At 73.6% G+C, this 19884-nt stretch carries 17 protein-coding genes and 1 pseudogene; 13 read left to right on the forward strand and 5 right to left on the reverse strand.

The features are described 5' to 3' along the window. Nucleotides 1-39 precede the first annotated feature (39 nt). Nucleotides 40-690 (reverse strand): hypothetical protein, encoded by a 651-nt coding sequence (locus ABD329_RS13285; protein ID WP_198276057.1) that lies wholly within the window; start codon nucleotides 688-690, stop codon nucleotides 40-42. Continuing rightward, entirely contained in the window at nucleotides 690-1250 is a 561-nt protein-coding gene (locus tag ABD329_RS13290) for a GNAT family N-acetyltransferase (RefSeq protein ID WP_198276056.1), read from the reverse strand. Before ABD329_RS13290 ends, ABD329_RS13285 begins: the two co-directional genes overlap by 1 nt. Before the next feature lie 106 nt (nucleotides 1251-1356). Here ABD329_RS13290 and ABD329_RS13295 point away from each other — a divergent pair, with 106 nt between their 5' ends. The 8 genes from ABD329_RS13295 to ABD329_RS13330 all read left to right on the forward strand — a co-directional run bounded on the left by ABD329_RS13295 (nucleotide 1357) and on the right by ABD329_RS13330 (nucleotide 7416). Continuing rightward, nucleotides 1357-1920, forward strand: a complete 564-nt coding sequence (locus tag ABD329_RS13295) for a TetR/AcrR family transcriptional regulator (RefSeq protein WP_198276055.1) — start codon at nucleotides 1357-1359, stop codon at nucleotides 1918-1920. Nucleotides 1921-1966: 46 nt separating this feature from the next. Then, entirely contained in the window at nucleotides 1967-2353 is a 387-nt protein-coding gene (locus ABD329_RS13300; protein WP_198280764.1) for a tautomerase family protein, read from the forward strand. Nucleotides 2354-2519: 166 nt separating this feature from the next. Beyond that, entirely contained in the window at nucleotides 2520-2987 is a 468-nt protein-coding gene (locus ABD329_RS13305; protein ID WP_198280765.1) for a hypothetical protein, read from the forward strand. Nucleotides 2988-3101: 114 nt separating this feature from the next. Next, nucleotides 3102-4157: a lipoate-protein ligase LplAB gene (gene lplAB, locus ABD329_RS13310; protein ID WP_198280766.1), complete on the forward strand. Its 1056-nt coding sequence runs from the start codon at nucleotides 3102-3104 to the stop codon at nucleotides 4155-4157. 113 nt (nucleotides 4158-4270) lie between these two features. Next, entirely contained in the window at nucleotides 4271-4900 is a 630-nt protein-coding gene (locus ABD329_RS13315; RefSeq protein ID WP_246618994.1) for a TetR/AcrR family transcriptional regulator, read from the forward strand. Between the two features lie 92 nt (nucleotides 4901-4992). Next, nucleotides 4993-5664 carry an enoyl-CoA hydratase-related protein gene (locus tag ABD329_RS13320; protein ID WP_198280767.1) on the forward strand — a complete coding sequence of 224 codons (672 nt, stop codon included), beginning with the start codon at nucleotides 4993-4995 and terminating at the stop codon, nucleotides 5662-5664. 144 nt (nucleotides 5665-5808) lie between these two features. Then, nucleotides 5809-6222: a PaaI family thioesterase gene (locus ABD329_RS13325; RefSeq protein WP_214665521.1), complete on the forward strand. Its 414-nt coding sequence runs from the start codon at nucleotides 5809-5811 to the stop codon at nucleotides 6220-6222. 99 nt (nucleotides 6223-6321) lie between these two features. After that, on the forward strand, nucleotides 6322-7416 hold the full coding sequence (locus ABD329_RS13330; protein WP_198280769.1) for a CapA family protein: 1095 nt from the start codon (nucleotides 6322-6324) through the stop codon (nucleotides 7414-7416). 61 nt (nucleotides 7417-7477) lie between these two features. Here ABD329_RS13330 and ABD329_RS13335 read toward each other — a convergent pair whose 3' ends face one another. Beyond that, complete coding sequence (locus ABD329_RS13335; RefSeq protein ID WP_198280770.1) at nucleotides 7478-7915, reverse strand: TIGR03618 family F420-dependent PPOX class oxidoreductase; 438 nt, start codon at nucleotides 7913-7915, stop codon at nucleotides 7478-7480. A 220-nt stretch (nucleotides 7916-8135) separates the two neighbouring features. On the opposite strand from ABD329_RS13335, the pseudogene ABD329_RS13340 reads away from it, so the two are divergent. Continuing rightward, nucleotides 8136-8912, forward strand: a pseudogene (locus ABD329_RS13340) (sensor histidine kinase); the annotation flags it as partial. Between the two features lie 31 nt (nucleotides 8913-8943). Here ABD329_RS13340 and ABD329_RS13345 read toward each other — a convergent pair. Beyond that, nucleotides 8944-11673 (reverse strand): helix-turn-helix transcriptional regulator, encoded by a 2730-nt coding sequence (locus tag ABD329_RS13345; RefSeq protein ID WP_344316377.1) that lies wholly within the window; start codon nucleotides 11671-11673, stop codon nucleotides 8944-8946. Between the two features lie 72 nt (nucleotides 11674-11745). Between ABD329_RS13345 and ABD329_RS13350 the strand changes: the two genes are divergently transcribed. Together ABD329_RS13350 and ABD329_RS13355 are read left to right on the forward strand one after the other, a co-directional pair. Next, entirely contained in the window at nucleotides 11746-12642 is an 897-nt protein-coding gene (locus tag ABD329_RS13350; protein WP_198279672.1) for an MBL fold metallo-hydrolase, read from the forward strand. Next, on the forward strand, nucleotides 12633-13769 hold the full coding sequence (locus tag ABD329_RS13355; protein WP_198279673.1) for a carboxylesterase family protein: 1137 nt from the start codon (nucleotides 12633-12635) through the stop codon (nucleotides 13767-13769). Before ABD329_RS13350 ends, ABD329_RS13355 begins: the two co-directional genes overlap by 10 nt. 238 nt (nucleotides 13770-14007) lie before the next feature. Here ABD329_RS13355 and ABD329_RS13360 read toward each other — a convergent pair whose 3' ends face one another. Continuing rightward, the gene (locus ABD329_RS13360) at nucleotides 14008-14982 is read right to left on the reverse strand and encodes an MHYT domain-containing protein (protein ID WP_246618816.1); all 975 of its coding nucleotides are present in this window, start codon (nucleotides 14980-14982) and stop codon (nucleotides 14008-14010) included. A 387-nt stretch (nucleotides 14983-15369) separates the two neighbouring features. Here ABD329_RS13360 and ABD329_RS13365 point away from each other — a divergent pair, with 387 nt between their 5' ends. Together ABD329_RS13365 and ABD329_RS13370 are read left to right on the forward strand one after the other, a co-directional pair. Next, nucleotides 15370-19185: a CHAT domain-containing protein gene (locus tag ABD329_RS13365; protein WP_198279674.1), complete on the forward strand. Its 3816-nt coding sequence runs from the start codon at nucleotides 15370-15372 to the stop codon at nucleotides 19183-19185. Continuing rightward, nucleotides 19182-19868, forward strand: coding sequence for a hypothetical protein (locus tag ABD329_RS13370; RefSeq protein ID WP_198279675.1), 687 nt, complete (start codon nucleotides 19182-19184; stop codon nucleotides 19866-19868). The genes ABD329_RS13365 and ABD329_RS13370 overlap by 4 nt, the downstream gene beginning before the upstream one ends. Nucleotides 19869-19884 lie beyond the last annotated feature (16 nt).

Here is a 19884-nt window from a genome sequence, read left to right on the forward strand (position 1 = left end):
CGGAGACGACAAAGGCCCCTTCCGATCGTATGACGGCCATCAGCCCCACGTTCTGCCGGTCACCAGGTCGGGGCCGAAGTGGCGGGCCGCGATGGCGGTGACGGCCGCGGCCGGGCCGACCCGGCGGGCGAGTTTGTAGGTGTGGACGACACAGGTCCGCACCGGATGCACCTCCCCGCCGGCCTCCCCCGCGTCCTCCGCGGCGAGCGGCCGGATCTGTGGACGGGCGAGGGCGAAGCACACCAGCATGGTGCGGTGGTCCTCGCAGATCAGGAAGTCGGAGACGCCGCGGTGGCGGAAGTCCAGACAGGGGAAGACGACCGCGATGTCCTCCCGGTGGTAGGGCGCCGCCCGGAGGGCCGGGAGGACATGGCGTATCGACTCACCGGTGGCGAGCAGCCTGGCCTCCTCGTGGGAATCGCCCCAGGGCGGCGGGTCGTCGTCCTCCTGCCACAGGGGATGCCGCTCGGTGCGCAGCGGTGCCCCCGGGGCGGGCCGGTCATAGCGCGCCTGTCCGCTGACGCTCACCCAGTTGAGGCTCGCGTTGACGCAGAGCCTGCCCGCCAGGAGCCACCACGGCGTACGGACCACACGCTCACGGGCGAGGTCCACCACGAGGCGGCCGAAGGACTCCGGCGGAAGCAGGTCCGGCCTGGCGGGCGCGACAAAGGCGTCGGTCCAGGTTCCCATCAGGAGGGCCGGCGGGCCGCCCGCCACTCGGGGGCGAGCACCGACCAGATCTCCATGTCATGCCGCTTGCCCCGGTGCAGACGGCCCTCCCGCAACACACCGTCCCTGGTCATCCCCAGCCGCCGGGCCACGGCGATACTGGCCTCGTTCGCGGCCGCCGCCCACCACTCCACGCGGTGGATCCCCCGCTCCTCGACGGCCCAGTCGATGATCACACGCGCCGCGCGGGTCACCAGTCCCCTGCCCACCGCCGACGGCTCCAGCCAGCAACCGGCCTCCGCGGTGCGCTGTTCGACGTCCATCGTGCGGAAGAGGACTCCGCCGACCAGCTTGCCGTCCGTCCAGATGCCGTGGATCCGCCCGGCGTCGGCCGCCGCCTTGTCCGCGTACCCCTGGAGGAACGCCCGGGCCGACTCCAGGTCGGCCGCGGCGTCGGCCAGCGCGATATGCCGCCCGATGAACTCCCGTCCCCGGTCCATATGGGCCAGGAACTCCTCGGCCCGCCACGGCTCCAGCGGGCGCAGCTCCGCGCCGTCCTCGCCCAGGGATATCGCGTACATCGTCACCTTCCACCGTCCGAACCAGCGCGCGGTACGGGAGGATCCTCTCACCGAGGGGCGGTCCGCGCGTTTCCTTTTGTACCTACTAGTATGTAGGGTCGTATCCATGGACACCCGGGAACGACTCATCGCAAGCACCCGTGAACTGCTGTGGGAGCGCGGCTACGTGGGCACGAGCCCGAAGGCGATCCAGGAGCGCTCCGGAGCCGGCCAGGGCAGCATGTACCACCACTTCCGGGGCAAGCCCGACCTGGCGCTCGCCGCGATCAGCCGCAGCGCCGAGGAGCTGAGGGGCAGGGCGGAGGCCGAGTTCGGCGGCCCCGGCACCGTGGTCGCGCGGATCACCGCCTATCTGCGGCGGGAGCGGGACGCCCTGAAGGGGTGTCCGGTCGGCCGTCTCACCCAGGACCCCGATGTGATGGCCGATCCGGAGCTGCGCCGACCGGTCGAGGAGACCTTCGCCTGGCTCACCGACCGGCTGGCCGGGCTGCTCGCGGAGGGCCGGGCGAGCGGCGAGCTCGACACCGGTCTCGACCCGGTGGCCACGGCCACCGCGCTGGTCGCGGTGTTGCAGGGCGGCTACGTGCTGGCCCGCGCCGCCGACTCGGCCGAGGTCTACGCCCGGGCGATGGACGGGGCGCTCGGCCTGCTCACCGCCCATGTCCGCTGAGCCCGCGGCCTTCCCCCACCCCCTCGCCCGAATGGGAGCCCCCGACATGCCCTTCGTCCGCATTGACGCACTGCGGGCCGACGCCGATCGGCTCGACGCGCTCGGCCGCGCCGTGCACGACGCGCTGGTGGAGACCATCGGCTTTCCGCCCAACGACCGGTTCCAGGTGCTGACCAGCCATGACGGCACCAGCGGCATGCTGCGTTACGACGACTACCTCGGTGTGCCGCGCGACGACGGCATCGTCTACGTCTCCCTCACGATGCGCTCGGGGCGGACACCGGCACAGAAGCAGTCGCTGTACCGGCGGATCGCGGAGCTCGCCGAGGAGTACGCGGGGACCGAGCCGCGCAACGTGTTCATCACCCTGACCGAGAACGAGTCGGCCGACTGGTCGTTCGGACACGGGGTGGCGCAGTACGTCGAGGGTTGAGCCGTCGCCATCGGGCTCGGTCTGGCGAGAATCCGTTGGCTTCTGTCGTTCAAGCCCCTGGGTGATCTTCCCTCGGCTCTCTAGCGTGGGGCGGGCACCACCCGCCCCACGCCTGGAAGGAGACGCTGGTGCCCACCACGTTCGTAAGGGAGCCGGACGCCACCCGATGACCAAGATCCTGCTCTCCCTGCACGTCCTGGCCGCCATTGTCGCGATCGGCCCCGTCACCGTAGCGGCCAGCATGTTCCCGCCCGCGGCCCGCAACGCCCACGCGTCCGCCGCCGAGGGCCAGGCCGACCTGGGCACGGTCCGGCTGCTGCACCGCATCTGCCGCGTCTACGCCAAGATGGGCCTGGCCGTGCCCGCCTTCGGCTTCGCCACGGCCGCCGTGATGGGCGTCCTGGACAGCGGCTGGCTCACCGCCTCCATCGCCCTGACGGCCGCGGCCGCCGGTGTCCTGGTCGCCTTCGTCCTGCCCCGCCAGGGCGAACTCCTCGACAGCCTCGGCGCGAGCAAGGCCCTGGAGCGGTCCGACACCGTCCAACTGGCCATGTTCACGGGCGTGTTCAACCTGCTGTGGGCGACGGTGACCATCCTCATGATCGTCCGCCCGGGCTCGACCACCGGAGCCTGACCCCCGCTCCACCTCCCGCGCTGTGGCCCGAAGCCGGTTACTGCGCGGGATCCGGCCATCGGCGCGGGATAATGAGCGGGAGCGCCGGGGCGGAGACAGGAGGCGGTGCAGGGCATGCACGGTGAGTACAAGGTGCCGGGCGGCAAGCTGGTCGTCGTGGATCTGGAGGTCCACGACGGCGCGCTGCGCGGGGTGCGGGTGGCGGGCGACTTCTTCCTGGAACCGGACGAGGCGCTGCACGCCATCGACCGGGCCCTGGAGGGCGCGCCCGCCGACGCCGACGCACAGGCGCTCGCCGCCCGCGTCAGGACGGGGCTGCCGGCCGACACCGTGATGTTCGGCTTCTCCCCCGAGGCCGTCGGCATCGCGGTGCGGCGGGCGCTGACCCGTGCCACCGACTGGACGGACTACGACTGGCAGCTGATCCACGACGGGCCGCAGGACCCGGCGCTGCACATGGCCCTGGACGAGGTGCTGACCGACGAGGTCGCCGCCGGACGGCGGCCGCCCACACTGCGGGTGTGGGAGTGGGGCCGCCCGGCCGTCATCATCGGCAGCTTCCAGTCCCTCCGCAACGAGGTGGACCCCGCCGGCGCGGCCCGTCACGGAGTCACGGTGGTGCGCCGCATCTCCGGTGGCGGAGCCATGTTCGTGGAGTCCGAGAACACCATCACCTACTCCCTTTCGGTACCGGCCTCCCTCGTCTCCGGCCTGTCGTTCGCCGATTCCTACGCCTACCTCGACGACTGGGTCCTGACCGCGCTCGGCGACATGGGCATCAAGGCCTGGTACCAGCCCCTCAACGACATCGCCTCCGCGGCGGGCAAGATCGCCGGTGCCGCGCAGAAGCGCCTTGCCAGTGGTGACGGCGCGGTGCTGCACCACGTGACGATGGCGTACGACATCGACGCCGACAAGATGCTCGACGTGCTGCGCATCGGCAGGGAGAAACTGTCCGACAAGGGCACCGAGAGCGCCAAGAAGCGCGTCGACCCGCTACGCCGCCAGACCGGCCTGCCCCGAACCGAGGTCATCGACCGCATGCTCACCTCCTTCCGCGCCCGCTACGGCCTCGCCGAGGGGCACGTCACCGACGAGGAGATGGCACGCGCCGAGGAACTCGCCCTTACGAAGTACGGCAACGAGGAGTGGACGGCGCGGGTGCCATAGGAACCACCCTCAGCGGGCTGGGCCGCCCGGGCTCCAGGCGTTCGACGACAGCTCTTGCATGTTCTATGTCATGGAGCATAAGTTACCCACACGTAAGGGAGGTGGTGGGTGGCATGGTCCGGCGCAAGAGCGACAGTCGCGAGCGGATGGTGATGAGCGCCGCGGCGCTGCTGCGTGAGTACGGTGCGAGCGCCACGAGCATCGACCGGGCGCTCGCGCACAGCGGAGCCCCGCGTGGGTCGGTCTACCACCACTTCCCTGGCGGGCGGGCGCAGTTGATCGATGAGGCGGTGGCGCTCGCCGGTGACTTCATCGCCGGGCTGATCGAGACCGGTGTGCGGGCCGACGACCCGCTGGTGGCGGTCGAAGCGTTCTTCACGCTGTGGCGCGGACGGCTCGTCGAAAACGACTTCCGGATCGGTTGCCCCGTCGTGGCGGTGGCCGTCGAGACCAACGACGACGCCCCGCAGCTCGCCCGCTCCGCGGCCGCGGCGTTCACCCGCTGGCAGGCGGCGTTGGCCGCCTTGTTCGTCCGGCACGGTCTGTCGGAGGAGCGGGGAAGGCGGCTGGCCGCGTTCGTCATCGCCTCGGTGGAGGGCGCCGTCATCATGTGCCGGGCCGAGCGGAGCACCGCCCCGCTGGAGGCGGCCGCCGCCGAGATCCACGACCTTCTGGCCCACGCTCTGCGTACCGCCGGCTCGTCGGCGGCTCCCGAGGGGGACCGCGACGCGCCACCGCCGTGAAGCCACGGTGAACCACCGCCGTGATCCGCGGACCGCCGGACGGGTGGCGCGCGGGCCCATCGGCCGACTCAGCCCTGTGTGAAGGAGCGACCATGCCCACGCTGGACCGCCAGGACAACGTCTTCGTGCTCGACCTCGGGGACGGCGAGAACCGCTTCCACCCCGACTGGCTCGCCGCCGTCAACTGCGCCCTGGACGAGGTGGAGAAGGCCGAAGGGGCGCGTGCCCTGGTGACGGCCGCCACCGGCAAGTTCTACTCCAACGGCCTGGACCTGGACTGGCTGTTGGCACACGCCGACCAGCACCAGGACTACGTCACCTCCGTCCACGGGCTCCTGGCCCGGATGCTGTCGCTGCCGCTCGTGACCGTGGCCGCGCTGCAAGGGCACACCTTCGCGGCGGGCGCGATGTTCTCCCTGGCCCATGACGTCCGGGTGATGCGCGCCGACCGCGGCTTCTGGTGTCTGCCCGAGGCGGACATCAACATCCCCTTCACCCCCGGCATGTCCGCTCTCATCCAAGGCCGGCTGAGCCCGCGCACCGCCCACGAGGCCATGGTCACCGCTCGTCGTTACGGCGGTCACGACGCGCTCGCCGCCGGGATCGTCGACCACTCGGTGCCGGAGGACTCCGTCCGCTCGACCGCCGTCGAGCTCGCGGCGGCGCAGGTGGGCAAGGCCGGTGACACCCTCGGCACCATCAAGAGCCGTATGTACGCCCCCGTACTGGCCGCCCTGCGCGCGAAGGACAACCCCCTCGGCTGACAGCCCCCATGGCCGACTGTCCGACAGGCCGACAGCCTCCCCTGCTCCCGCGCCGTAACCATCCCGAACGGCGCGGTCCACCATGACCGCGAGGAACCACCTGTGACCGCCACCGACCCCACCACCCTCTCCGGCCTCGACCTCATGCGATGGGTGCAGTCCGAGCGCCCCACCGACGTCCCCGCCATCGGACGGCTCCTCGGCACGCGCTTCGACGAGGTGGACCCCGGACGCGTCGTCGTCTCCCTCGACACCCGTCCCGACTTCGCCAATTTCCTCGGCACCGTCCACGGCGGTATCGCCGCCACCCTGCTCGACGCGGCCATGGGCTGCGCGGTTCACACCACTCTCCCGGCCGGGGTGGGCTACACCACCCTGGAGCTCAAGGTGAACTACATCCGCGCCGCCCGCACCGACGGTCAGACCCTCACCGCCGAAGGCACCGTCCTCCACGCCGGTCGCCGCACCGCCACCGCCGAGGGCAAGGTGCTGGACGAACAGGGGAAGTTGATCGCCCACGCGACCACCACCTGCATGATCCTCCACGCGGACGGTTGACCGGCCCCGCCCGTGCTCCGGTCGGCACCCCGGTGGACGTCTCCCGGCCCCGCGTAGCCTGATCCCGTCGCGGACCGGGCCGAGCGGGGGGAGTGGCACATGAAGCTGATCGCCGTAGGGGACGTGGTGGTCGCCCGGAGACCGGCCGTGGCCCTCGACGGGGACCTCTCCGTGGGCACCTCGGCGCTGCCGCTGCTGCGGGACGCCGATCTGACCATCGGCAACCTCGAGGTCCCGCTGACCGACACCGGGTACCCGGCCGAGAAGCCGGTCGTCTTCCGGGTGGGCCGCGACATGGCCCCAGAGGTGGCCCGGCTCGGCTTCGACGCGTGTTCGCTGGCCACCAACCACGCGCTCGACTACGGCATCGACGGTCTGCGCGGCACCAGGGCCGCCCTGGACGAGGCCGGTGTCGCCCACGCCGGGGCCGGGGAGAACCTCGACGAGGCGTTGCGCGCCGTCCGGCTCTCCGGCCGGGGCCGCGCCGAGGTGGCCTTTCTGAGCCTGTGCTGTGCCCTGCCGCCGGGCTTCAACGCCACCTCGCACCGGCCCGGGATCGCGCCGGTGCGGGTCGAGCAGGCCTACGAGTTCGACGGCGTGCTGATCGAGGAGCAGCCCGGGACCGTGCCATATGTCCGCACCAGGGCGCGCGAGGCCGATGTGGTGCGTGCCGAGGAGGCGGTCCGGCGGGCCGGGGAGCTGGCCGCCACGGTGGTGGTGGCGGTGCACTGGGGCGTTCCCTGGTGCTATCTGCCCAGCAACCAGGGGCCGTTGGCCGAGTACCAGCAGCCGCTGGGGCGGCGGCTTGTCGACGCCGGGGCGGACCTGGTGATCGGACACCATCCACACTGCCTCCACCCGGTCGAGCGGTACGGGGACGGCCTCATCCTCTACTCGACCGGGAACTTCCTGTTCCACCCCTGCGAGGAGGTGGCTCCCGCCGACCGGCGGCCGCCCTCCCGCTACAAGGACCGGATGTTCGACCGGCCGTGGTTCGAGAGCGCGGTGTTCGAGGTGACCCTGGGGGAAGGCCCGCCCCGGCTGCGTCTCCATCCGGTCGAGCTCACCGCCGACGGCGAGCCGGTGATTCCCCCGGCCGCGACGGCGCGGCGGATCCTGCGGCAGGTCGAAGAGATCTCCCAGGAGCTGGCCCCCGCGACGCGGGTGGACGGGGACGGCCGCGTCCGCTTCTGACGGCACCGGGGCCGCCCCGTGGCCCCGGCGCCGCCATGTGGCCCCGGCGCCGCCATGTGGCTCAGTTGCTGTAGACGCGTTCGGGGTGGACGAAGACCGCGGCGCGGCGCTGCTCGGCCATGACGCGGTCGTAGGCCGCCCAGTCGTCGTGGCTGCCGCCCGCGGCGGTGAAGATCTCGCGCAGCAGCAGCCGCAGACGCTCCGGGTCGATCCCGGGGAACGGGTCGTCGGGACCCGCGATCTCGGTGCGGCCCTCGACCGCGGCCCAGTTCCATCCGGCGCGGAAGACCACGGTGGCCCGCGGACGCGCCCGCAGATGGGCGAGTTTGGCGGGGCCGTAGGTGACGAAGCCGACCACTTGGTCACCGGACACCGGATGGCCGACGATCCCGGCGTTGACGACGGATGCCTGGACCGTGCTGTCGGCGCGTGTCGTCGACACGACCGCCAAGTGGTGGTCGGCCGCGGCGATGCGGTCCACTTCTTGAAGATCCGTCATCGGGTGCCTTTCTGGGCGGACCGGTTCCTCCACCCTGACTCCCCCGGCCCGTACCCGCACCCTGATGCGTCCATGCCGGTGAGCCCCGGGGCGGGGCCCGGGGGTGTAGCGGGCTCCACCCCCGAAGGGGCGGCTCGCTCTCCCGCGCGGGTCCGGCCGGTCTTCTAGCCTCGTCGGTATGGGTAGGCGAACGCGGCACGCGGCGCGGGCCACGGCCCGGCTGGCCCTGCGGGTGGACGAGCTGGTGGAGACCCGGGCGGGCGCCATCGCCGCGCACGGTGCCGAACTGCGCCGCATCGAGCGGGAGTTGCACGACGGCACCCAGGCGCGGCTGGTCTCCCTGTCCCTGCGGATCGGGCTGGCCAAGCGGGCGTACGACCGGGATCCGACGGCGGCGCGCAGGATGCTGGACGACGCGCAGGACCTGGCGGACGAGGCGCTGGCGGAGCTGCGCCACATGGTGCGCGGCATGCATCCGCCGGTGCTCACCGACCGTGGCCCGGCCGGGGCGGTACGGGCACTCGCCGCGAGCAGCGGGCTCGATGTCACCGTGCGGGTGGACGGCCTCGAGGGCGGGGCGCGGGCGCCGGCGGCGGTCGAGGCGGCCGCGTACTTCGTGGTGGCGGAGGCGCTGGCGAACGTGGCCGGGCACGGCGGCTCCGGCCGGGCCGAGGTCCGGCTGGCCCGTACCCCGAGCGGCTTGTGTGTCTCGGTGCGTGACGAGGGACGACGCGGCGCCGAGGCCGCCACCGACGGGCCCGGTGCGGACGGGTCCGGGGCGGGCGGGTCCGGTGCGGACGGGTCCGGGGCGGACGGGTCCGGCGGGGACACGTGGGGCGCCGGGGAGACGGGTGGCGCCGGGGAGACGGGTGGCTCCGAACGTGGCCTCGGTCTGCTCGGGATACGCCGCCGCGTCGCCGCGCTCGATGGCACGGTGACGGTGACCGGCCCGCGCGGCGGGCCGACCGTCATCGCGGTGGAGCTGCCCTGCCGGTGGCGATCGCCGGGAGCGCATCTGGCCACCGCCACTACGACTGGCCGGACGCCTCGATCAGGTCGCGCAGCTGGGAGCGGGCCGTGACGCCGAGCTTGGGGAAGCTGCGGTAGAGGTGCGAGCCGACGGTGCGCGGCGAGAGGAAGAGCCGTTCGCCGATCTCGCGGTTGCTCAGCCCCTGCGCGGCCAGCCGGATGATGTGCTGCTGCTGCGGGGACAGCGAGGTGAGGGCGTCGGGGCCGGCAGGGGCGGAATCGACACCGGCGGCGCGCAGTTCGGCCTGGGTGCGGTCGATCCAGGAGGGGGCGCCGAGGCGGCGGAAGGTTTCCAGCGCGGTGTTCAGCTGGTGGCGCGCCTCGGTGATGCGGTGGCGGCGGCGCAGCCATTCGGCGTGGTCCAGCAGGATCTGCGCGCGTTCGAACGGCCATTGGCCGCCCGCCGGTTCGGCGAGGGCAGCGGCGAAGTGCGGTTCGGCCTGGGACGGTTCGAGCAGTGCGCGGGCGCGGTGGATCAGGATGCGCATCCGGGGCGAGGGGTCCTCGGCGAGCCGGTCGGCGGTGCGCTCCACGATGGCGGCGGCCTCGGCGCCGTGGCCGGTGCGGACGGCCGCGGCGGCCAGTTCGGCGACCCCGGGGTAGGAGCACGCGTAGTGGACGGGGTCGCCGTCGGCGGTGAACAGCAGGCGGAACCGCTCGTACGCGCCGACGTGGTCGCCGTCGGCCACCGCGGCCATGCCCAGCGCCCACCGGGCCCGGACGGCGACCGCGCGGCTGCGGTGCGGGTCGACGAGGGACAGCGCCGCCGAACCCGCGGTGCGGGCCTCGTCGGTCCGTCCGGTCAGCGCGAGCGCGGCGGCCTCGAGCGACCGTGCGGCGGCGTCGAGGTGCGGCAGTCCGGCGCCCGCGGAATTGGTGTTCACGGCGGCGGTACGGGCCTGCGCCCACCGGCCGTGGTCCAGATACGACCACCCGGCCGAGCAGCCGAGACCGATGGGCACGGAGCCGCCCAGCCGCCAGCGGTGGAGGGCGTCGTCGAAGATCCGTACCGCGAGTGCGGTCTCGTCGAGCAGCCAGGCCATGGCGCCGAGCGAGATGAGCCGGGCGGGGTCGCCGTCCGCCCGCTCGACCAGCGCCGGGATCGCCGCCACCCGCTGGGACCGGTGTGCGGTGGGGTCGGTCACCGTGAGCGTCCAGGGGTCGTCGTGTGCCCGGGCCCGTACGGCGAGGCGGTATTCCTCGTCGCCCGAGTAGAAGCCCGCCACCGACGCCGAGGAGAGCGCGACCCGGCGCAGCTTGGGGTCCTCCGCCGCCCGCAGCAGCAAGGACATCGCGGTGTCGTGTTCGGTGCTCAGCGTGAGCACCTGGCCCACGCGCAGCGATGCCTCGGCCGACAGCTCCGGGTCGTCGGTGAGCGCGGCCGCCTGCGCCGCGAGCCTCCGCACCCAGTGCGGCTGTCCGGTGGACACCGCGGCACCCGCCGCGGCCACCAGGCGGCGGGCCCGGTCGCGCCGCCCGGGGCTCAGCTCGGCGGCCCGCTCCTGCGCGGTGGTGGCGGCGGTGTATCCGCCACGCACCCGGGCCCTGGCCGCCGACTCCTCGAGCGCGGCGGCGATCTCCTCGTCCGGTCCCTCCGCCGCGGCGGCCAGGTGCCAGGCGCGGCGGTCGGGCTCGGCGCCGAGCAGCGTGGCGAGGTCGCGGTGGGCCTGGCGGCGGGCGGCCAGTGGTGCGGAGTGGTAGATGGCGGACCTGATCAGCGGATGCCGGAAGCGGGCCCGCCAGCCGTCGCGCCCGCCGCCGGTGATCCGCAGCAGTCCGGCGGCCTCGGCCGGGGCCAGCGCCTCGACCCGGCCCGCCACCGCCCGGTCGTCCGCCGCGACCAGGAGCAGCGCCTGCCGGGTGGCCTCGGGCAGGGCCTCGAGGTCGGCGGCGAAGACCCGCATCAGACGGTCGGTGGGCGGCAGGAGCTCCCCGTCGGCGGAGTCGGCCGAGTCGGCGCCGCAGGCGCCGTTCGCCCGGGCCAGTTCGATCAGCGCCAGTGGATTTCCGGCGGCCTGGTCGAGGATGCGGAGTCGGCGGCTGCCGGTCGGCGGATACGGCTGCCGGTCCAGCAGGAGGCCCGCGGCGGTCGCGTCCAGCGGGTCGAGCGTGAGCAGGGGAAAGCCGGAGAACGGCGCCGTGGCCCCGCCCCGGGCGCCCTCCCCCGCCCTGTCCCTGGCTCCGGCCAGCACGGCGAGGGGTTCGTCGCCGATGCGCCGGGCGGCGAAGGCGAGCAGCTCCAGCGAGCCCGCGTCGATCCACTGAAGGTCGTCGGCCACCACGAGGACGGGCGACTGCCGGGCCAGGTCCGACAGCAGTGTGAGCAGCGCCACCCCGAGCAACAGCCGGTCGGGCGGGCCGCCGCGTCCGGGGTAGGCACCGTCGGGTTCTGCCTCCCCGGGGTGGGCGTCGTCGGACACGGCCGACCCGGAACCACCGCCCCCGAAGTCGTCCCCCAGGCCCATGGCTCCCAGCAGCGCCGCCCGCTGCCGCCCCGGCAGCCGCGCGGTCTCGCCCAGCACCGGACGCAGCAGCTGGTGCAGCCCCGCGAACGTCAGGTTCGCCTCGCTCTCGCTGCCCGTCATCCGCAGCACCCGGCCCTGGTGACGATCCGCCGCGAGACCGAGCAGGGTGCTCTTGCCCGCGCCCGGTTCACCCGTGAGGATCAGCACACCGCTGGTCACACCGAGTACGGCCGCGCTCTCACTCTCCCGCCCGACCATGGTCATCCATCGACTCTAGCCCGTGGTGCAGTCATCTGACCGATACCGCCCGCGCCCGTCCGCGCGCAGGCTGGAGCCATGGACACCATCACGCTTGGAAACGTCGAGATCACCCGGGTGGTAGAGGTGGCCCCGAGGGGTCTGCCACGCGGCTTTGTCTTTCCCGACGTGGCCCCGGAGCACTGGCGCGCGCACGAGAGCTGGCTGGCCCCCGAATTCCTGGATCCGGCCGCCGACGAGATCATCACGATGATCCAGACGTGGCTGCTCCGCAGCGAGGGCCGGACGATCCTGATCGACACGGGCATCGGCAACGACCGGGAGCGGCCGGGCATGCCGGCCTTCGACCATCTGCATACGAACTACCTCGGGGAGCTGGCCGCGGCCGGGGTACGCCCGCAGGATGTGGACCTGGTGATCTGCACCCATGTGCACGGGGACCACGTCGGCTGGAACACCTCATGGGCGGACGGTGAGTGGCGGCCGACCTTCCCCAACGCGCGGTATGTGATCCCCCGCGTCGACTTCGACTACTGGAACCCGGAGAACGGTCACCGGACCCGCTCCGGCGCCCGGATGACGAATGTCTTCGAGGACAGCGTCGCCCCGGTCCACCGGGCCGGGCAGGCCGTGCTGTGGGAGGGCGACCACTACGACGTCGACGGCGGACTGCGCATCGAGGCCGCCCCCGGCCACACCCCCGGCTCGTCGGTGGTGCGGCTGCGGTCGGGTACGGATCGGGCGGTCTTCGTGGGCGATCTGATGCACAGCCCGCTACAGATCGTGGAGCCGGACCTGTGCCCCTGCTTCGACGAGGACGAGCACCAAGCACGGGTTTCCCGGCGCCGGGTGCTGGGCGAGGCCGCGGACGAGGGCGCATTGTTGTTCCCCGCGCACTTCCCCGCCGCGAGCGCGGCCGAAGTGCGGCGTGACGGCGAGCGGTTCGCGGTGAAGGAGTGGGCGGCATGGCGATGAGCGTGTTCCGGAACATCCCGTACGCGGCCGGGCCGACCGGCGCCGCGCGGTTCGCCGCACCGACCCCGGTGCACGGCGTACCCGGCGCCGAGGGGCCGGGGCCGACGGCTCCGGCACCCGAGCGGCGGTTCCCGACGGATCTGAGCCCGCTGATGGGCCCGGGCTGGGTGCGTGGCGAGGACTATCTGACGCTCAACGTCTGGACGCCGCGGACCGACGGAAACGCCCCGGTGATGGTGTTCGTGCACGGCGGCGCGTTCCTCTCCGGCACCGGCCAGGCGCCGGTGTACGACGGGACGTCCTTCGCCCGCGACGGCGTGGTCCTGGTCACCCTCAACTACCGGCTCGGCGCGCTGGGTTGGCTCGATCTGCCGGGCGCCCCGCGCAACCGGGGCCTGCTGGACGTGCTCGCGGCGCTGCGATGGGTCCGTGCGCACATCGCGGACTACGGCGGGGACCCGGACCGGGTCACGGTGTTCGGGCAGTCGGCGGGAGGGATGATCATCAGCGCGCTGCTGGTGACGCCCGAGGCCGCCGGGCTGTTCCGGGGCGCGATCAGCCAGAGCGGCGGACTCCACGCCCTGACCGGCGCGGAGGCGGCGCGGACGACCCGGGCCCTGGCGGACCGGCTGGGCGTTCCGGCGACGGCCGAGGCGTTCGCCGACGTCCCCGACGAGCGACTGGTGTCCGCGCTCGCCGAGGTGCCCGGGGTGGGGCCGAGGCTGTCGCCGCTCGGGGTGGTGCTCGACGGGCTGGACGACACGCCACCGCCGCACCCGGTGGATCTGCTGGTGGGCACGAACACCCAGGAGTCGCTGCTCTACCAGCGGCCGGGGCAGAGCGCGGCCATCGACGCGATCTTCCGCGACGCCCGCGAGCGTCTGGTGTCCCGCTACGAGAAGGCGTTCACCTACGACTTCGACTGGCGGGGCGGGCCGTTCGGCGCGTGTCACGCCGTGGAGCTCCCGTTCGTCTTCGACCGCACCGAACTGCCCGCGCTCCGTACGGCGAACGGCCTGCTCGGCCCGGACGTCCCGCCGTCACTGGCCGCGGAGATGCACGGCGCGTGGGTGCGCTTCGCCATGAGCGGGGATCCCGGCTGGGCGGGAACGCACCGCTTCCACTAGGGCCTGTCGTCAGGGGGGCGCCCTGCTCCCGACGCCTGGTGCGGCCGCTCGCCGCGTTGTCGCACCAGACTCCCCCGGCTACCGCTGGGAGGTGCCCCCTGCTCGCGGCCGGACGCCCCCGTTGACGACAGAACCTAGGGGCGCGCGGGGTGCGGCGAGGTGGCCGTGGTGGCGGAGCGGTGTCCGCTCCGCGCGCGGGTCACGGCCGCCTCGTCGTGCCCCGGAACGGTCGTCGGGTTCACCACTCGCGGTACTCGCGGTGCTCCCGGCGGCGGTGGCGCGGGGCCGGGCGGCTCGTCCGGGCCCGGGCGACCTCCTCCTCCGGTGGCCAATACCGGGCCCGAGCGGGCTGCTCCTCCGGTGGCCGAGGCCGGGCCCGGGCGGCCTGCTCCTCCGGCGGCCACACCGGCCAGACCGGCCGGGGCGGTGGCGGCGGGGTCCTGCGCGCCCCGGCCGCCTTCTTCTCGTTCCACTCCCCCTCGCCCAGGACGAGCAGCGGATCGAACATGATGATGGTCCCCGCGATCACCAGGAAGACCACCGGGCCGATCAGCATGGGGAGGATCAGCGAAGCGGGCGCCTCACCGCCCACGGACGCGCTGAGCACATCGTCCAGCCGCACGCGGACCGCGGCCATGCCCGTGTAGTGCATCCCGGTCACGGCGACCCCCATCACCATGCTCGACGCCAGGCTGGCGCGGAAGCCCTGGATGGTCACGGCGGCCCAGAGAGCGGCGGTCGCGGCCACGACCGCGATCAGGACGGAGAGCAGCACGGTCGGCACGGAGTACTCCAGGTGCCCCTGCATGCGCATCGCGGACATCCCGATGTAGTGCATGCCCGCGACGCCGAGTCCGGTGAACACACCGGCCGACAGCAGCACCCCCGGGGAGGTGCCCCGGTAGCCGACCATGAAGGCGCCGATGCCGACGACGACGATCGCCACGACGAGGCTGAGCAGGGTGATCGGTATGTCGAAGCCGATCGGGGTCTCCTTCACGTGGAACCCCATCATGGCGATGAAGTGCATCGTCCAGATGCCCGAGCCGATCGACGCGGATCCGAGCGCGAGCCAGCCCGCCTTCCAGGAGCGCTGGGTGCGCACCGACCGGGCGGTGCAGCGTAAGCCGAGGGCTCCTCCCAGACAGGCCATGAGGTAGGCCGCCAGCGGGGTGGCGGCCCCGTAGTTGAACCCGTCGATCGTGCCGTACATGTACGCTCCACCCTTTTCGCCGCGGGGATCCTGTGCAGAAACGTTGGGTCACCGGCGAGGGTAGGGCGCGGTCGAGCACGTCACCCACACATTTGGTCACGCATCGATAAAGGTGACTCACCGGGCGTGACGGGATGTCACGTGATTCACCTCATGTCCGTTTTCCCCTTTGCCGCAGGTGGGTGGGGTTGTGCCGGGGGCACGTGCCCGGCACCCGGCGCTCCTCACCGTCCGGTCCTGACACCCGGCGATGCTCCGCCCCCGCGCATCCGGCCGGGCGATTCGCGGACGTCTTCTGGTCGGTTTCCGGAAAGAGCGATCAAAGGACTCCTGTGCCCGCGCGGACGGGCGGATGATGGAGAGCGGCATGACGAAGGGGGACGTTTCATGCACGGCAGGGATCTCGCGGCATTACGTGACCGCGCCGAACGGGCCGCGGCCGACGCGCTGGCGTGGATCGTCCCGCCCCCGCCCGAGAGCCCGGCGGCCGGTGCCGGTTCGAGGGGCCCCGGTTCGAGGGGCCCCGGTTGGGACGGCCCCGACCCGGACGGCTCGCCCGACGGCCCGGCGGCCACACCGGCTCCCGGCGGTACCCGGCCGCCCGCCACCGCCGATCCCGCCCCGCTCGACCAACGCATCACCGAACTCGAGGCCCTGGAAGCCGAGTTGGCGGCGGCCGTACCGGACGGGGACGCGCTGCTGTGCACCGTACGCGCCCGGCTCGGCGGCCTGTACGCCGGGCGCTACGGGCGCGACCCCACGGACGACGACCGGAGCAGGGGCCTGCGGGTGCTGCGGGCCGCCCGCGCGCCTGAGGTGCTCGCCCCACGGGACGAGCGGGCCTCCGCCTTCCACCTGGTGCGGTTGCTGCTGACTCCCGCCATGACGACCGGATGGGACGGCACGCTGTCCCGTCTCATGGAGTCCTTCGACGTGGGGCGCCGAGTGGCGTTGGGCGACCCCGAGCTCACCGCCGATCTGGCAGAGCTGCGCGGTCTGGTGGCGGACCTGGCGCCGACCCTCCCCGGAGATGCCGCCGAGTCCCTGTTCTGGGCGGCCGACATCCTCGAGCGGGTGCCCGCCGTCGTACGCTCCCGGGACCTCGGGCAGATGGCCGACCTGGCCGCCCAGATGGCGCAGCGGCTGCCGGGCCGCGACTCCGAGCTGATGCGGGCCCTGAGCGGCCTGGCCACCGAGTTCTCCGGATCCGGGGAGACGGGTGAAGGCGTTGAGGCCGCCATGGCGGAGTCCTCCGAGGAGGAGACCGCCCTCACCTTCGCACAGGCCGCCCTCATGCTGGAGCTCGAAGTGCCCGGCACCATCCGGACCGAGGATCTGGAGTCCCTGGTCAATGAGGTGAGCAAGGGACCGGCCGGTGAAGAGGCGGAGACCGCGATGCGCGCGGCGATGAGCCGCATGGCGCACGGCATGCGCACGGGCGACGCCGACCGGCTGGCCGAGGCGGCCGAGTTGATCCGCACGGCGGCCGGTTCGGGCTCCGGCCGGGTGGACTGGATGGCCGGGGTCATATCGCCCGGGCTGCTGGCCGCGGCCACCATGCTGGGCGGCAACCTCACCGACCGCGACCAGGCGCGTGCCCGCCTCGACGCGCTCTTCGGCCCCGCCTCCGCGGTGTTCGAATCCGCACACGCGACCGGGCCCGGCGCGGAGGGGCTGAGGGTGTGCGCCCGGAGCATGCACCTGCTGCTGCGCCTCAACGAGGCGCAGGACGAGCGGGACTCCGAGACGCTGGAGGACCTGCTGGACCAGCTGCTCGACCTGCTGGAGGAGGCCGGCGAGAGCAGCGAATGGCAGTTCCTGGTGCTCTTCCTGCTCGGCCTGGCCCAGTTGAGCCTGGCCACGCTGGACGGCGGGATCCCCGCGCTGCGGGCCGGCCTGGCCTACTTCGAGGAGGCGGCGAACCACCCGAGGCTCCCGACGTTCGCCCAGCCCCTCATGGACGCGCAGGGCGCGCCCCTGCTGGCCCTCTTCTCCATGATCGAACCGGATCCCGCGCGGGTCGCCGAGGCCGTGACCAGGGCCCGCCGGGCCCTGGACGGCCCCATCTCGACCCCCGACCAGCGGGTGTGGATCCGGCAAGGCATCGGGCTTGCGCTGCTCACCGTCCACAGATCGACCGGCGACCCCTCCGACCTGGAGGAGGCGGTCGGCGAGCTGGAACGGGCCAGGGGGGAACTCACCGAGCGCACCAGCCCGGACATCCAGCAGAAGCTGCTGTGGGAGCTGGCCGAGGCGTACCGGCTGCGTGACGACCGGGAGCGCGATGACACAGGGTCGGCCGTCGCCGCCGCGCAGGCCTCGTTGTGGGTGCTGGCCGAGGACGTGCTGCTGCAACTCGGCGCCGAGCACGGCCTCGAGGTGGCCAGGGCGGGGGCCAGCCGCGGGCTGCTCGCCGCCCACTGGGCCGCCGTGGACGGCCGGATCGAGGAGGCCGTGACGTCGCTGGAGAACGGGCGGGGCCTGGTGCTGCGCGCCGCGGCCGCGGCCGCCGGGGTCCCCGAGCAACTGGCCGCCCGGGGCGAGACGGAGCTGGCCGAGCACTGGCGGACCGCCGTACGGAACCTCTCGCCCGAGCCCGCGCCGACCGGCGGCGGACTGGCACCCGGCATCGGCGGCGGTAGCCCGGAGGAGGTCCGGAACGCGCTCGCGCGGGTCATGCCGACCGGGGCCGCCCCCGGCGTCGAGATCCCCAGCACGCTGCGCCGCCGCGCACTGGACGTGCTGCGGCGGGACAGCGACGAGGCGCCGCTGCGCGGGCTGCTCGGCGCCCCCGCCATCGGGGAGTTGCAGGACGGGCTGCGCGCCACCGGCGCCGACGCCCTGGTGTATCTGGTGCCCGGGCAGGGCACCGCCGATGGCGTGGCCGTCCTGGTGCGGAGCACCGGCGAGCCGACGGCGCTGCCACTGCCGGGTCTGGGCGCGCTCGGCCGCGAGCCACTGGAGCGCTATCTGGACGCGGGCGCCCGGCGGTCCGCCGGGTCCGAGCAGGGCATGGACGCCCACTCCGAGGCGCATCGCGGCTGGGAGGCGGCGCTGGAGGGACTGTGCGACTGGGCGGGCCCGGCCGTCCTCGCCCCCGTCCTGGACGCGCTGGACGCCCGGGCGGCGGACGACGGGCACGGGAAAGCGGAGGACGGGCGCGCGAAAGCGGAGGACGGGCGCGCGAAAACGGGGAACGGGCAGGGGAAGGCGGAGCACGGGCAGGGGCCGGGCGACGCGCCGATCCGGCTGGTCCTCGTGCCGTGCGGCAACCTCGGTGCCGTTCCATGGCACGCCGCCCGCCTCCCCGGGCAAGGGGCCGATGCCCGGCGCCCGTACGCGTACGCCTGTGAGGGCGCGGTCATCTCGTACGCCGCGTCCGGCGGTGAGTTCCTGCGGGCCGCCCGGCGCGGCCGGGTGCCCGCGAGCGAGCGCGCGGTGCTGGTGGCCGACCCCAGCGGGGATCTGACCTGGGCACAGGACGAGGTAACGGCCCTTCGTACCGCGTACTACACCGAGGCCCTGCTCTACGGCTGGCACGAGGACGCGCCCGAGAACGCGCTGGGCACGCCCGATGATGTGCTCTCCCACCTCCCCGGAGGCCCGGCCGCGCCCGCCGCCTCGCTGCTGCATCTGGTGGTGCACGGCCTGGCCGGGCTGCGGCCCACCGACTCGGCCCTCCACCTGGCCGGCCCGGACACCGCGGCCGCCCCAGATCCGGTGGGCACCCCGGGCCTGGGCAGGCTGACGGTGACGCGCATCCTCGACGTACCCGCCGGGGAGCGGGCCGCCACCGGGCCGCTGATCGTGCTCAGCGCCTGTGAGACGGACCTCAGCAGCCGTGACCACGACGAGGCGCTGACCCCGACCACCGCACTGCTGGCGCGCGGCGCCACGGATGTGGTCGGTTCGCGGTGGAAGGTCTCGGACAGCGCCTCGGCCGCGCTGATGGTGGTCTTCCACCACCAGCTGACCGTCGCCGGGCTGGCCCCACCGGACGCCCTGCGCGCCGCCCAGCTGTGGATGCTCGATCACGACCGCCGCCCCGTCCCCGGGCTGACCGGGCTTCTGCTGGCCGAGACGCAGAGCGACGCGGGGGGTCTGGCCCGGGCCGTCTCCTGGGCCGGATTCATCCACCAGGGCAACCCCGCTCCCCACGCACCCCTGGCTCCCCACGCACCCCTGGAAGGACGACAGCCATGACCACCGACGATCTCCTGGAGCTGCTGCGCCGGCATCTGCCGGAGATCCGCGCCTCGCTCACCGCCACGCAGTTCAGCGGCTTCCAGGACAGTGTGCTGCGGCTGCGGGCCGCCGGGGACGACACCAGGGCCGTACGCGGTGCGGTGCGGCAGCTGCGGCTGGCGCTGCTGCCCCTCCCCCGCGAGATGGAACTGCGCCGAAAGCTGGACCAGTTCAGGTCCGGGGGCGCCGCGCCCTCCGCCGTCCTGCCGGACACCGACCGGCTGGCCGAGCTGATCCGGCTGCTGGACTCCGTGGACTGGCCGACGCTGGACCCCGAGAGCGCCGAGATCGCCCGGGCCGTACGGCAGCGGCTGCTGACCGCCCCCGCGCGGGGTCCGGAGCAGCTCACCGGCACGGCCGCCGAGGATCCCACCGGGGCCGGGCTGATCCGTCTGTCCGATCCCGAACGCGGCGACCGCTACCCGGACTTCCAGTTCGACCCGGACACCGGTGAGCCACGGCCGGTGGTGCAGCGGATCAACAGAATGCTGCTGTCGGACCAGGACCCGTGGGGCGCCGCCGACTGGTGGCTCGGCGGCAACACCTGGCTGCGCGACGCGCCCGCCGCCCTGGTGGGGCGGGTGCCGGACGCACGGCTGACCGAGGCCGCCGCAGCGCTGATCGGAGACGTCGGATGGTGAGGCAGGCGCCCCCGGA

The organism is Streptomyces javensis, assembly GCF_039525925.1.
GTDB classification, from domain to species: domain Bacteria; phylum Actinomycetota; class Actinomycetes; order Streptomycetales; family Streptomycetaceae; genus Streptomyces; species Streptomyces asiaticus.

What these genes read in the sequence shown, in the direction of transcription:
- ABD329_RS13285 (WP_198276057.1), bottom strand. Translation starts at nt 690, where the DNA reads ATGGGAACCTGGACCGACGCCTTTGTCGCGCCCGCCAGGCCGGACCTG.
- ABD329_RS13290 (WP_198276056.1), bottom strand. Translation starts at nt 1,250, where the DNA reads ATGTACGCGATATCCCTGGGCGAGGACGGCGCGGAGCTGCGCCCGCTG.
- ABD329_RS13295 (WP_198276055.1), top strand. Translation starts at nt 1,357, where the DNA reads ATGGACACCCGGGAACGACTCATCGCAAGCACCCGTGAACTGCTGTGG.
- ABD329_RS13300 (WP_198280764.1), top strand. Translation starts at nt 1,967, where the DNA reads ATGCCCTTCGTCCGCATTGACGCACTGCGGGCCGACGCCGATCGGCTC.
- ABD329_RS13305 (WP_198280765.1), top strand. Translation starts at nt 2,520, where the DNA reads ATGACCAAGATCCTGCTCTCCCTGCACGTCCTGGCCGCCATTGTCGCG.
- lplAB (WP_198280766.1), top strand. Translation starts at nt 3,102, where the DNA reads ATGCACGGTGAGTACAAGGTGCCGGGCGGCAAGCTGGTCGTCGTGGAT.
- ABD329_RS13315 (WP_246618994.1), top strand. Translation starts at nt 4,271, where the DNA reads ATGGTCCGGCGCAAGAGCGACAGTCGCGAGCGGATGGTGATGAGCGCC.
- ABD329_RS13320 (WP_198280767.1), top strand. Translation starts at nt 4,993, where the DNA reads ATGCCCACGCTGGACCGCCAGGACAACGTCTTCGTGCTCGACCTCGGG.
- ABD329_RS13325 (WP_214665521.1), top strand. Translation starts at nt 5,809, where the DNA reads ATGCGATGGGTGCAGTCCGAGCGCCCCACCGACGTCCCCGCCATCGGA.
- ABD329_RS13330 (WP_198280769.1), top strand. Translation starts at nt 6,322, where the DNA reads ATGAAGCTGATCGCCGTAGGGGACGTGGTGGTCGCCCGGAGACCGGCC.
- ABD329_RS13335 (WP_198280770.1), bottom strand. Translation starts at nt 7,915, where the DNA reads ATGACGGATCTTCAAGAAGTGGACCGCATCGCCGCGGCCGACCACCAC.
- ABD329_RS13345 (WP_344316377.1), bottom strand. Translation starts at nt 11,673, where the DNA reads ATGACCATGGTCGGGCGGGAGAGTGAGAGCGCGGCCGTACTCGGTGTG.
- ABD329_RS13350 (WP_198279672.1), top strand. Translation starts at nt 11,746, where the DNA reads ATGGACACCATCACGCTTGGAAACGTCGAGATCACCCGGGTGGTAGAG.
- ABD329_RS13355 (WP_198279673.1), top strand. Translation starts at nt 12,633, where the DNA reads ATGGCGATGAGCGTGTTCCGGAACATCCCGTACGCGGCCGGGCCGACC.
- ABD329_RS13360 (WP_246618816.1), bottom strand. Translation starts at nt 14,982, where the DNA reads ATGTACGGCACGATCGACGGGTTCAACTACGGGGCCGCCACCCCGCTG.
- ABD329_RS13365 (WP_198279674.1), top strand. Translation starts at nt 15,370, where the DNA reads ATGCACGGCAGGGATCTCGCGGCATTACGTGACCGCGCCGAACGGGCC.
- ABD329_RS13370 (WP_198279675.1), top strand. Translation starts at nt 19,182, where the DNA reads ATGACCACCGACGATCTCCTGGAGCTGCTGCGCCGGCATCTGCCGGAG.